The sequence below is a fragment of the Saccharothrix xinjiangensis genome (assembly GCF_039527585.1).
Classification (GTDB): domain Bacteria; phylum Actinomycetota; class Actinomycetes; order Mycobacteriales; family Pseudonocardiaceae; genus Actinosynnema; species Actinosynnema xinjiangensis.
On record NZ_BAAAKE010000001.1, the window covers coordinates 418,512 to 431,047 of the forward strand.

At 72.5% G+C, this 12,536-nt stretch carries 11 protein-coding genes; 9 read left to right on the forward strand and 2 right to left on the reverse strand.

The annotated features are described in order from the left end of the window. Nucleotides 1-32 precede the first annotated feature (32 nt). Nucleotides 33-2,564, forward strand: coding sequence for a trehalose-phosphatase (gene otsB, locus ABD223_RS01955; RefSeq protein WP_344034053.1), 2,532 nt, complete (start codon nt 33-35; stop codon nt 2,562-2,564). A 46-nt stretch (nt 2,565-2,610) separates the two neighbouring features. Here the strand turns inward: otsB and radA are convergent, their stop codons facing one another. Beyond that, nucleotides 2,611-3,978 (reverse strand): DNA repair protein RadA, encoded by a 1,368-nt coding sequence (gene radA / locus ABD223_RS01960; RefSeq protein ID WP_344034055.1) that lies wholly within the window; start codon nt 3,976-3,978, stop codon nt 2,611-2,613. Between the two features lie 114 nt (nt 3,979-4,092). Then, entirely contained in the window at nt 4,093-4,824 is a 732-nt protein-coding gene (locus ABD223_RS01965) for a copper chaperone PCu(A)C domain-containing protein (protein ID WP_344034056.1), read from the reverse strand. A gap of 339 nt (nt 4,825-5,163) precedes the next feature. Between ABD223_RS01965 and ABD223_RS01970 the strand changes: the two genes are divergently transcribed. The 8 genes from ABD223_RS01970 to ABD223_RS02005 all read left to right on the forward strand — a co-directional run bounded on the left by ABD223_RS01970 (nt 5,164) and on the right by ABD223_RS02005 (nt 12,198). After that, on the forward strand, nt 5,164-5,652 hold the full coding sequence (locus ABD223_RS01970; protein ID WP_012782996.1) for a CarD family transcriptional regulator: 489 nt from the start codon (nt 5,164-5,166) through the stop codon (nt 5,650-5,652). Between the two features lie 33 nt (nt 5,653-5,685). After that, nucleotides 5,686-6,387: a 2-C-methyl-D-erythritol 4-phosphate cytidylyltransferase gene (gene ispD / locus ABD223_RS01975; RefSeq protein ID WP_344034060.1), complete on the forward strand. Its 702-nt coding sequence runs from the start codon at nt 5,686-5,688 to the stop codon at nt 6,385-6,387. After that, entirely contained in the window at nt 6,384-6,872 is a 489-nt protein-coding gene (gene ispF, locus ABD223_RS01980; RefSeq protein ID WP_344034061.1) for a 2-C-methyl-D-erythritol 2,4-cyclodiphosphate synthase, read from the forward strand. Before ispD ends, ispF begins: the two co-directional genes overlap by 4 nt. Before the next feature lie 54 nt (nt 6,873-6,926). Continuing rightward, on the forward strand, nt 6,927-7,322 hold the full coding sequence (locus ABD223_RS01985; RefSeq protein WP_344034062.1) for a PPOX class F420-dependent oxidoreductase: 396 nt from the start codon (nt 6,927-6,929) through the stop codon (nt 7,320-7,322). 198 nt (nt 7,323-7,520) lie between these two features. Continuing rightward, nucleotides 7,521-8,132 carry an HAD family hydrolase gene (locus ABD223_RS01990; RefSeq protein WP_344034063.1) on the forward strand — a complete coding sequence of 204 codons (612 nt, stop codon included), beginning with the start codon at nt 7,521-7,523 and terminating at the stop codon, nt 8,130-8,132. A 45-nt stretch (nt 8,133-8,177) separates the two neighbouring features. Continuing rightward, the gene (gene cysS, locus ABD223_RS01995) at nt 8,178-9,575 is read left to right on the forward strand and encodes a cysteine--tRNA ligase (protein ID WP_344034064.1); all 1,398 of its coding nucleotides are present in this window, start codon (nt 8,178-8,180) and stop codon (nt 9,573-9,575) included. 4 nt (nt 9,576-9,579) lie between these two features. Continuing rightward, nucleotides 9,580-10,548 (forward strand): 23S rRNA (guanosine(2251)-2'-O)-methyltransferase RlmB, encoded by a 969-nt coding sequence (gene rlmB / locus ABD223_RS02000; protein ID WP_344034065.1) that lies wholly within the window; start codon nt 9,580-9,582, stop codon nt 10,546-10,548. Between the two features lie 228 nt (nt 10,549-10,776). Beyond that, nucleotides 10,777-12,198 (forward strand): MBOAT family O-acyltransferase, encoded by a 1,422-nt coding sequence (locus tag ABD223_RS02005; RefSeq protein WP_344034066.1) that lies wholly within the window; start codon nt 10,777-10,779, stop codon nt 12,196-12,198. The last annotated feature ends 338 nt before the right edge of the window (nt 12,199-12,536 follow it).

Below are 12,536 nucleotides of genomic sequence, written 5' to 3' on the forward strand. Positions count from 1 at the left end.
TACCTGTCCCACCGAGCATTTGAGGAGGGGCGTTGACCGCCGAGGCCCTCCCCGCCGAGCTTCGCCGTGCGATCGTGCAGCTGGCCCGCACCCCGCGCCTGCTGGTCGCCTGCGACTACGACGGGACACTGGCTCCGATCGTGGCCAACCCCGAGGACGCCCGTCCGCTGCCCGAGTCGGTGGGCGCGCTGCGCTCGCTGGCCGGTCTGCACGAGACGACGACCGCGGTGATCTCCGGGCGCGCGCTGCGCGACCTGGCGACCCTGTCACGCCTGCCGTCCGAGGTTCACCTGGTCGGCTCGCACGGATCCGAGTTCGACGTCGGTTTCGTGCACGCCCTCGACGCGGACGCGCGAGCGCTGCACCGCCGCCTGGAGACAGCCCTGGAAGAGGTCGTCGCCGGCCGCGAGGGCATCGGCCTGGAGGTGAAGCCCGCGAGCATCGCGGTGCACGTCCGCCGCGCCGACCAGGCGGTGGGCGAGCAGGTGCTCGACGCCGTCCGCACCGGTCCGGCCACCTGGGACGGCGTGCAGGTCACCGAGGGCAAGGCCGTGATCGAGCTGGCCGTGGTCCAGACCGACAAGGGCCACGCCCTGGACGTGCTGCGGCACCGCGCGTCCGCGACCGCGGCCGTCTTCGTCGGCGACGACGTGACCGACGAGAAAGCGTTTGCCCGCCTGACCGGGCCCGACGTGGGCATCAAGGTCGGCGAGGGCGAGTCGCTGGCCGAGTACTCCGTCTCCGACACGCTGGACGTGGCCACGGTGCTGGCGTTCCTGCTGGAGGAGCGGCGCGCGTGGCTGCACGGCGACCAGGCCGTGCCGATCGAGCGCATGACCATGCTGTCCAACGAGCGGTCCGTGGCGCTGCTGACGCCGGACGCCCGGGTGAACTGGCTGTGCCACCCGGAGCCGGACTCGGCGGCGGTGTTCGCCGACCTGCTCGGCGGGCCGTCCGCGGGCCACTTCTCGATCAAGCCGGAGCACGGGTCGCTGCCGCTGGGCCAGCGGTACGTGCCGGGCACGATGATCGTGGAGACCCGCTGGTCGCGCCTGCTGGTCACCGACTACCTCGACCACGACGTGCCCGCGCACCGCACCGACCTGGTGCGGCGCATCTCGGGCTCGACCAACGCGGTGATCACCTTCGCGCCGCGGCCGGAGTTCGGGCAGGTGCCGGTGAGGCTGCTGCGCGAGCGCGAGGGCCTGCGCGTGGTGGGCACCTCGGAGCCGATGGTGCTGCGCTCGCCCGGCGTGGACTGGCAGATCACCTCCGACGGGCAGCAGGAGACCGCCACCGCGGTCGTCCGGCCGCGCGAGGGCGCGCCGATCCTGCTGGAGCTGCGCTGCGGCACCGACGACCTGTCCGAGTCCACCCTGGGCGAGCCGGAGCGGCGCGCCCGCGCGGGCGCGCACTGGTCGGACTGGGCCGCGACGCTGAAGCTGCCCACCGTCGAACCGGACCTGGTGCTGCGCTCGGCCCTGACCCTCAAGGGCCTGGTCCACCACGACACCGGCGCGATCATGGCCGCCGCCACCACCTCGCTGCCCGAGGAGCTGGGCGGCATCCGCAACTGGGACTACCGGTACTGCTGGCTGCGCGACGCCGCCCTGACCGCCCAGGCGCTGGTGTCGGTCGGGTCCCTGGGCGAGGCCGAGGCGTACCTCCAGTGGCTGCACCGCGTCCTGGAGACCCTGCCCGGCCCGGAGCGCCTGCACCCGCTGTACACGCTCCAGGGCACCATGCTGGGCGCCGAGGCCGTCATCGACACGCTGCCCGGGTACGCCGGGTCGCGGCCGGTGCGCGTCGGCAACCTGGCCAACCAGCAGGTGCAGCTGGACGTGTTCGGGCCCGTGGTCGACCTGGTGGCGCAGCTGGCCGCCGCGCGCGGCTCGCTGACCGACCAGGACTGGCGCATGGTGCAGGCCATGGCCGAGGCGGTCGCCCGCCGCTGGCACGAGCCCGACCACGGCATCTGGGAGGAGCGGCACGCGCCGCGCCACCACGTGTACTCCAAGGTCATGTGCTGGGTGACCCTGGACCGGGCCGTGAAGCTGGCCGAGGTCTACGGCCGCGAGGTCGACCCGTCGTGGCCGGTGCTGCGCGACACCATCGCCGGCGACGTGCTCAAGCAGGGGTGGAGCGAGGACGCGCAGTCCTTCACCACCGCCTACGACGGTGACGACCTCGACGCCGCCTCGCTGCACGTCGGCCTGACCGGCCTGGTCGACCCGGCGGACGACCGCTTCCAGGCCACCGTCACCGCCATCGAGGCCGAGCTGCGCTCCGGCTCCACCGTCTACCGCTACCGGCGCGACGACGGCCTGCCCGGCGACGAGGGCGGCTTCCACCTGTGCGCGGCGTGGATGATCGAGGCGTACCTGCTCACCGGCCGCCGCACCGAGGCCGAGGAGCTGTTCGCGCAGATGGTCGACGCGGCCGGTCCCACCGGCCTGCTGCCCGAGGAGTACGACCCCATCGCGGAGCGCTCCCTGGGCAACCACCCGCAGGCCTACAGCCACCTGGGCCTGATCCGCTGCGCCCAGCTGCTGGCGGCGAAGTAGCGGTTCCCCGTCGGACGCGCCCGGTGCCCCGCACCGGGCGCGTCCGTCATTTCTTGAGCTTGAGCAGCTGGAGCGCCTCGAACAGGTCGTGCGCGACGAGCGCCCGCGTGTCACCCGGCAGCGGCCCGGCGTCCGGCGGCACGAGGGCCTTGGTGTAGCCGAGGCGGGCGGCCTCGGTGAGCCTGCGGCCCACGCCGTTGACGCGGCGGAGCTCACCCGAGAGGCCGACCTCGCCGACGACCACGAGGTCGTGCGGCAGCGGCGTGTCCGTGGCGGCCGAGGCGATCGCCAGCGCCACCGCGAGGTCCACCGCGGGCTCGGTGAGCCGCATCCCGCCGACCGTGGCGGTGAACACGTCCTTGTTGTGCATGGCCATCCGCCCGCGCTTCTCCAGCACCGCCAGCGCCATCGCGACGCGTGCCGAGTCGAGCCCGCTCACCGCCCGCCTGGGTGACGGCAGGTTCGTCGGGGTGACCAGGGCCTGCACCTCGCCCAGCAGCGGGCGCTTGCCCTCCACCACCACGGTGACCGCCGTCCCGGTGACGTCCTGGTCGCGGCGGTTGAGGAACAGGCCGGAGGGGTCGGGCACGCCGACGATGCCGTCGTCGCGCAGCTCGAAGCAGCCGACCTCGTCGGCCGCGCCGAAGCGGTTCTTGATGCCGCGGACCAGGCGGAGGCTGGAGTGGCGGTCGCCCTCGAACTGGAGGACCACGTCCACCAGGTGCTCCAGCACCCGGGGCCCGGCCACCGAGCCGTCCTTGGTGACGTGGCCCACGAGCACGATCGGCAGCGCCCGCTCCTTGGCCACGGCGACCAGCGTCGCGGTGACCGAGCGGACCTGCGTGACGCCGCCGGGCGTGCCGTCCACCTCGGGCGAGGACATGGTCTGCACGGAGTCCACGATCAGCACACCGGGGTCGACCGCCTCGATCTGGCCGAGGACCGCGCCCAGGTCGCTCTCCGCGGCCAGGTACATGGAGCCGTGGATGTTCCCGGTCCGCTCGGCGCGCAACCGCACCTGACCGGCCGATTCCTCGCCGGTGATGTAGAGCGAGCGCGTGCCGGAGTTGGCGGCCCACTGGTAGGCGACCTCCAGCAGCAGGGTCGACTTGCCGACACCCGGCTCACCGGCCAGCAGCACCACCGCGCCCGGCACGAAGCCGCCGCCGAGGACGCGGTCCAGCTCGTCGACGCCCGTGCGCTTGGCGCGGGCGGACTCGACGTCGACCTCGCCGATGGGGCGGGCGGGCGCGCTGGGCGCGCCGGCCACCACCCGGGCGGCCCGGCTGACGCCCCGCTCCTCGACCGTGCCCCAGGCCTGGCACTCCGGGCAGCGGCCCACCCACTTGGCCACCTCGTGCCCGCACTCGGCGCACCGGTACGTCGGTTTGGCCACGCGTGCTGTTCTCGCCACGGTGCCCGAGGCTATCCGGCGCCCCCGACAGTTCCGGGCCGGGCTCGGCGGGCCGGCCCGCTCAGCGCGCCGGCCCGCCCGGGGAGGACGACCCGGGCCGGAGCCCGGACCCGCTCAGTGACCGCCGCCGGACTCGGCGGCCGGGCGCGGCTCCGAGGTGGCGCCGATCGGCACCTCCAGCGTCAGCTCGCCGGCCTTCTCGAACAGGAACGTCACCAGGATCGTCTGGCCGGGGCGCAGCTGCTTGGTCAGGCCCTTCAGCACGATCTTGGCCAGGCCGGGCTCGGTCGGGTCGACCGACGAGGGGATCTTCGTCGCCGTCGTCGGCATGTTGTTCGACTGCGAGGCGGTGTCGGCCTCCGTGGTCGTGGTGGCGCTGCTGCCCGAGGTCGGCGTCGACGTGCCGGTGACCGACGACGAGGAGGAACCGGACGAGGGGGTGGTCGTCGTCACGGACGGCGAGGACGAGCCGGTCCGGCCGGACGGGGCGGTGGTGCCGGAGTGGCTGCCCAGGTCGGCTTCGTCGGCCTCGACCAGGATCGACGAGCCGGGCTCCAGCTGCGCGTCGCCGGTGACCTCGGCGGGCTCCGAGGAGTCGCTGGTCACGGCCAGCAGCTTGTCGACCTCGCCGCCGTTGTTGGCGATCAGCAGGGCCATGGGCGCGCCCTCGCCCTCCTCGTACAGGCCGTGCTCGGCCGGGAACAGCAGCTGGGCGTCGCGGACCGAGATGAAGCCCACGTCACCGCTCGCGCCGTTCACCGCCGCGACCTGCGTGTCGGTCTGCGTGATCTGACCTGCGCTGCAACCTGCGGCGACCAAGCCGAGGCCCGCCGCCAGCGCGGCCACGACGGCCAGACGACGAGGCGCTGGGGACTTCTGGTGTGCGCGACCCACGGCTGCTCGGATCCTTCCCGGTCTGCTGACGAGGCGGGTCGCACCCGGTAGGGCACGGCGCGACCACCAGTGAGGGAGCCTAACGGGACGGCGCGGAGTCGGCGGCACGTGGTGCCCCGCAGGGGTGACCACCCGTCCACTGTGGAGCAAGATCGACCTCGGGCGTTGCATGCGACCGGGTGATTTGTCAACCCCCCGCGCGGCCCTGACCAGCGCGAACCGATCTCCGGACGCCGAAGAGGGGATTGCTCGGCGTGTTAGTATGGGGTTAGCGAAAGGGGCAGAGGACACATGGTTTTCAAGGTCGGAGAGACCGTCGTCTACCCGCACCACGGTGCCGCCCTCATCGAAGCAATCGAGACCCGCGTGATCAAGGGCGAGGAGAAGAAGTACCTCGTCCTCAAGGTTGCCCAGGGCGACCTCACGGTCCGCGTACCCGCCGACAACGCCGAGATCGTGGGCGTGCGCGACGTCGTCGGCCAGGAGGGTCTCGACAAGGTCTTCGAGGTCTTGCGTGCTCCCCACACGGAGGAGCCGACCAACTGGTCCCGGCGGTACAAGGCCAACCTCGAGAAGCTCGCCTCCGGCGACGTGAACAAGGTGGCCGAAGTGGTGCGCGACCTCTGGCGGCGCGAGAAGGATCGCGGTCTGTCCGCTGGTGAGAAGCGGATGCTGGCGAAGGCTCGACAGATACTGGTCAGTGAACTGGCGCTGGCCGAGGGCACCGACGAGGACAAGGCGGAGGTCCTCCTCGACGAGGTCCTCGCCACCGCGTCCTGATCGTTCGAGGGACAATTCGGGAAGCCGCGAATCATGGGTGTGGTCGCGCTCGTGCCCGCGGCGGGCCGGGGTGAGCGGTTGGGCTACGGCATGCCCAAGGCCCTGGTCCCGGTCGACGGCGTTCCGCTGCTGGCACGTGCGGTGCGCGGACTGCTGGCGTCCGGCCGCGTGCAGCACGTGGTGATCGCCGCGCCCCCATCCGATGTGGACACCGTCAGCACCGTCACCGCCCCGTTGGCCCAGGCCGGCGGGGCGGTGCACGTGGTGGCGGGCGGCGCCGAGCGGTCCGACTCGGTCCGGCTGGCGCTGGAGCACGCGTTGCGTGAGATACCCGACACCTCGATCGTCCTGGTCCACGACGCGGCCAGGGCCTTCACCCCGCCCGAGGTGGTGCGGGCGGTGGTCGACGCGGTCGCCGCGGGTCACCCGGCGGTGATCCCGGTGCTGCCGGTGGCGGACACGGTGAAGCAGGTCGACGCGAACGGCGTGGTGGTGGCCACACCCGATCGGGCGGTGTTGCGGGTGGTGCAGACGCCCCAGGGCTTCGACGCGCGCGTGCTGCTGCGGGCGCACGAGTCGGGCCTGCACGCGACCGACGACGCGGGCCTGGTGGAGCGGCTGGGCGTGCCGGTCGTCACGGTGCCGGGCCACCAGGACGCCATGAAGATCACCACGAGGTTCGACCTGGCGGTCGCCGAGGCGCTGCTGGCCCGGCCGGGCGGAGGAGCCCGGTGACCGGCCCGGCGTTCCCCCGGGTGGGCATCGGCACGGACGTGCACCAGGTCGAGGCGGGCCGCGAGTGCTGGCTGGTCGGGCTGCGCTGGGAGGGCGTGGACGGCTGCGCCGGGCACTCGGACGGCGACGTGGCCGCGCACGCGCTGTGCGACGCGCTGCTGTCGGCGGCCGGCCTGGGCGACCTGGGCGCGGTGTTCGGCACGAGCGACCCGCGGTGGTCCGGGCGGCACGGCGTGGACTTCCTGGCCGAGGTGCGCCGGCTGCTGACCGACGCCGGTTACCGGGTGGGCAACGCGGCGGTGCAGGTCATCGGCAACGCGCCCAAGGTCGGCAAGCGCCGCCAGGAGGCGCAGGAGGTGCTGTCGGCGGCGGTCGGCGGGCCGGTGTCGGTGAGCGGCACGACGACGGACGGCCTGGGCCTCACCGGGCGCGGCGAGGGCATCGCCGCCGTGGCGACCGCGCTGCTGGTCCCGCTGGACGCCTGACGCGCGGCTCCCGGGCACCTCGACGCGCGGTCCCCGCCCAGTACTGTGATCGACATGGCGGTCACCCTCAGCCCGGTCACGCGCGACCTCGTCGACGCGCCCAACTTCGCCGTGCTGGCGACGACGAACCCGGACGGCAGTCCGCAGACCTCGGTCGTGTGGGTCACCCGCGACGGTGACGACCTGCTGTTCTCCACGCTGCGCGACCGGGCGAAGGCGCTGAACCTCAGCCGCGACCCGCGGGCCAGCGCGAGCATCCTGAGCGGCGCCGACCCGCAGGTGTACGCCGAGGTCCGCGGCACGGTGACGATCACCGAGGACGTCGGCCGCCGGCTGGCCAACGACCTGTCGCACAAGTACGACGGCCGGGACTTCCCGGAGGACCGGCCGGGCCAGCAACGCGTGGTGCTGCGGCTGACGCCGACGAGGGTCACCGGCAGCGCGGCCTAGCGCCGACGCGCGGTCCAACGCCGGCGCGGTCCAGCGCCCACGTGGCCCAGCGCCGGCGCGGTCCAGCACCGACGCGGTCCAACGCCCGCACGATCGAGCGCCCGCACGATCGAGCGCAGGCGCGGCCGGCGCCGGCGCGGTCGGTGAGCCTGGTCTCGGTTGTCCCCACCTGTGGTCCAGACCTCGTAACGTGACCGGGTGACCATCCGTGCCGTCCTCTTCGACTTCTCCGGCACCCTGTTCCGGCTGGAGCACGACTCCCTCGCCGGGCACGACGAGCTGATGCGCGCGCTCACCGCGCCGGTCGGCGTGGCCGACGGGCTCGACGTCGACGAGGCGGAGTGGGAGCGCCGCGACCTCGACCCCGTCGCGCACCGCGACCTGCACCTCGCGGTGCTCGCCAAGGCGGGCGCGACCGACCCGGCCGGGTTCTACGAGAACCTGCTCAGCCCGGCGTTCTGGCAGCCCTACCCCGACACGGCGCACGCGCTCGGCGGCGAGCTGCCCACCGCCGTGGTGAGCAACATCGCGTGGGACATCCGCACCGTCTTCGCACGTCACGGCGTCGAGCACCGGGTGGACGAGTACGTGCTGTCCTACCAGGAGGGGTTCGCCAAGCCCGACCCGAAGCTGTTCCGGATCGCCTGCGACCGGCTCGGCGTGCACCCGAGCGAGGCGCTGATGGTCGGCGACAGCCCGGAGGCCGACGGCGGCGCGGCGGCGATCGGGTGCGCGGTGGAGATCGTGGACCCGCTGCCGACCGCCGCTCGTCCGGACGCGCTGCTGCGGGTGCTCCGCAAGCACACCTGACCGGCCGATTCAATACCCCCTGGCCAACGCCCGTACCATTCGCGTGTGAGCCTCCACCTCTTCGACACCGCGACCCGGTCCATGCGGGAATTCGTCCCGCAGGTCAGCGGAACGGCGTCGATCTACGTCTGTGGGGCCACCGTGCAGGGCGTTCCGCACATCGGCCACGTGCGCAGCGGCCTGAACTTCGACGTGCTGCGCCGCTGGCTGGGCCGTGACGGCTCGACCGTCCACCTGGTGCGCAACGTCACCGACATCGACGACAAGATCCTGGCCAAGGCCGGGGAGCACGGCGCCGCCTGGTGGGACTGGGCGTACCGGCACGAGCGGGCGTTCGAGGCCGCCTACGACGCGCTGGGCTGCCTGCCCCCGTCGTACGCGCCGCGCGCCACCGGGCACGTGACGCAGATGGTCGAGCTGATGGAGCGGCTGATCGAGAAGGGCCACGCGTACGCCGCGGAGGGCGACGTGTACTTCTCGGTGACGTCGTTCCCCGAGTACGGCGCGCTGTCCGGGCAGAAGCTCGACGAGGTGTCGCAGGGCGAGTCGGGGAACACCTGCAAGCGCGACCCGCGCGACTTCACGCTGTGGAAGGCCGCCAAGCCGGGCGAGCCGTCGTGGCCGACGCCGTGGGGTCCCGGGCGGCCGGGCTGGCACCTGGAGTGCTCGGCGATGGCGACCGCGTACCTGGGCGGCACCTTCGACGTCCACGGCGGCGGCATCGACCTGATCTTCCCGCACCACGAGAACGAGCAGGCGCAGTCGCGCGCGGCCGGCGACGGGTTCGCCCGCTACTGGATGCACAACGCGTGGGTGACGCTCAGCGGCGAGAAGATGTCGAAGTCGCTGGGCAACACGGTGGCCATCCCGGTGATGCTGGAGAAGGTGCGCGCGCCCGAGCTGCGCTACTACCTCGTGGGCCCGCACTACCGGTCGCACATCGAGTACTCGCCGGAGGCGCTGGACGAGTCGGTCTCGGCGTACCGGCGGATCGAGTCGTTCCTGCGGCGCGTGGTCGAGCGGACCGGGGCCGTGGAGGTCACGGGCGAGCTGTCGGAGCCGTTCGTGACCGCGATGGACGACGACATCAGCACGCCGGGCGCGCTGGCCGCCATCCACCGGCGGGTGCGCGAGGGCAACACGGCGCTGGAGTCGGGCGACGACCGGGGCGCGCGTGCGGCGGCCGGGTCGGTGCGGGCGATGACCGAGGTGCTCGGCCTGGACCCGCTGTCGCCGCTGTGGCACGACGCGTCGTCCTCCGCGGACGGCGCCGCCGGTCAGGCGCTGGGCGTGCTGGTGGACCGGCTGCTGGAGGAACGGCAGCGGGCCCGCGGTGAGCGGGACTTCGCGCGGGCGGACGCGTTGCGCGACCACCTGCTCCTGGCCGGGATCGCCGTCGAGGACACCCCCGACGGTCCAAAGTGGACGTTGAAGGACGACTGAGCTCGTGGCTGGTAATTCCAAGCGCAAGGGCGCGATGCGCAAGCCCGGTTCCAAGAAGGGCGCGGTCGTCGGTTCCGGCGGGCAGAGGTCCAAGGGGCTCCAGGGCAAGGGGCCCACGCCCAAGGCGGCGGACCGCCCCAACCACCCGGCGCACCGGCGGGCCAACGCGGCGGCGAAGGCCGAGCAGCAGCGGACGCAGCGGCGCAGGGCCGCCGAGAGCGGGCCGGAGATCGTGGCCGGGCGCAACCCGGTGGTCGAGTGCCTGCGGGCGGAGATCCCGGCGACGGCGCTGTACGTGGCGCTGGGCGTCGAGGCGGACGACCGGGTCACCGAGGCGGTGCAGATCGCGGCGTCGCGCGGCATCTCCGTGCTGGAGGTGCAGCGCGGCGAGCTGGACCGCATCACCGGCGGCGCGATGCACCAGGGCCTCGGGCTCCAGGTGCCGCCGTACGAGTACGCCGACCCGCGCGACCTGCTGGAGGCCGCCCGCCAGTCGGGCAACCCGCCGCTGCTGGTGGCGCTGGACGGCGTGACCGACCCGCGCAACCTCGGCGCCGTGGTGCGGTCGGCGGCGGCGTTCGGCGCGCACGGGGTCGTGCTGCCGCAGCGCCGGTCGGCGAGCATCACGGCGGTGGCGTGGCGGACCAGCGCGGGCACGGCGGCGCGGCTGCCGATCGCGATCGCCACGAACCTGACCCGCCAGCTCAAGGAGTGGGCCGACGCGGGCCTGATGGTCGTGGGCCTGGACGCGGACGGCACGGTCGACGTGGACGGCCTCGACCTGGCGACCAGCCCGCTGGTCGTCGTGGTCGGCTCCGAGGGGCGCGGCCTGTCCCGCCTGGTGCGCGAGACGTGCGACCAGACGGTGTCCATCCCGATGGCGCCGGGCGTGGAGTCGCTGAACGCCTCCGTGGCCGCCGGCGTGGTCCTGGCCGAGGTGGCCCGCCGCCGCCGCCAAACCCCCCGCGCCTGACCTCACCGCGCGTGTCCTCCACTCGGGCATCGCGTGTCCTCCGGTCCGGCATCGCGTGTCCTCCGGTCCGGCACCGTGAACCGGCCGGTCGGAATGGACGGCTCGCGGTGTCCGGGCGGAGGACACGCAGTGCCTGAGTGGAGGACACGCCGGGTTTTGGCGGTGGTGTGAGGGGTTTGTCGGGAGAACTGCTCCGGGCGGGCGGGGCGGCCGTTAGAGTTTGCGGCGATGTCCTTCGCCACGCCCCTCTTCCTGTGGTTCTTCCTGCCGGTCGTGCTCGCGGCAGTCCTCGTCGCACCCAGGAACCGGCGCAACGGCGTGGTCGCCGTGGCGAGCCTGCTGTTCTACGTGTCCGGCGCGGGCGGCACGACGCTGCTGCTGCTCGGGTGCATGGTGGTCAACTACCTGGCCGGCCTGCGGCTGGAGCCCGGCAGCCGCGGTGACCGGAGGCTGGTGCTGGTCGGCACGGTCGTGGTCGACCTGGCGGTGCTGCTGGTCTGGAAGTACGCGGGGTTCGCCACGCAGCAGCTGCACGACATCGCCTCGGTCGTGGGCGCCGACCTGCCGGTGGTGGAGCTGGCGCTGCCGATCGGCATCTCCTTCTACACGTTCCACCACATCTCGTACGTCGTGGACGTCTACCGCGGCGAACGCCCGGCCCTGCGCGATCCGGTCGCGTTCATCACCTACATCGCGATGTTCCCCCAGCTGGTCGCCGGCCCGATCGTGCGGTTCCGGGAGATCGCCGACCAGCTGCCGCAGCCCCGCACGCACCGCCTGGACGACATCGCCGCGGGCTTCCCCCGGTTCGCCCTGGGCCTGTGCAAGAAGGTGATCATCGCCGACTCGCTGGCGCCGGTGGTGGACGCCTGCTTCGCCACCCCGGCCGACCAGATGACCACGGCGGTCGCGTGGCTGGGCGCGATCGGCTACACGCTCCAGCTGTACTTCGACTTCTCCGGCTACTCGGACATGGCGATCGGGCTGGGCCGGATGCTGGGCTTCCGCCTGCCGGAGAACTTCGCGCGGCCGTACTCGTCGGTGACGGTCACGGAGTTCTGGCGGCGGTGGCACATGTCGCTGTCCCGCTGGTTCCGCGACTACGTCTACATCCCGCTGGGCGGCAACCGCGGCGGGGCGCTCCAGACCTACCGGAACCTGTCGGTCGTTTTCGTGCTCACCGGTTTCTGGCACGGCGCGAACTGGACGTTCCTGGTTTGGGGCGTGTTCCACGGCGCGCTGCTGGTCGTGGAGCGCCGATTCGGGTGGGAATCCGCGCCCGAAGCGAAGTTGGCTCGAATTGCCCGCAGGGTCTTGACAACCGCGCTGGTGGTTATCGGCTGGGTCTTCTTCCGATCGGCGGACCTCGGTACGGCGTTCACAATGATCGGCCACCTCCTGTTGCCGGATTTCGAAGGCCTGACCGAAGCCGTGAGCGCGGCGGCGACCAATCAGCGCATTGTTCTGCTCCTGGTGGCACTGGTGGTCCTCGTTATGCCGAGCGAACCCGTGACCGGTCCTTACCTGGAGTCCTCTCGCGCGAAGATCGCCAAAGCCGCTAGGGTGTCGCTGATGACGGTCGGTGTGGCCTACGCGGCGATCCTGGTCGCGAGCGGCACCTTCAGCCCGTTCCTGTACTACCAGTTCTGAAGATCGACTAGACCGGGGCTCGCCGAACAATTGCCCGCCGGCGGCGCCGAACCGGACCGGCGCGCGGCGGGAAGGCGCTGGACCGGTCGGCCCAGCGGTGACCGACCCAATGGAGGCGCGCCTCAACGCACCGTAGGCGAGCATTGCCCGAACAGGTCACCTACGGTCAACTGTCAAGAATAAGTGCCCGGTTTTTCGCCATTGTAACTACTTTATGTAACCGACCTGCTCCGTTCGGGTACACACTGTGGTAGGACAGAGATTGCAGATCCGCCAGCTTCTACCGTGCTGACCGAGGGAATTGTTACTTCGGGTGGGGGTAACGTGACTCACTCATC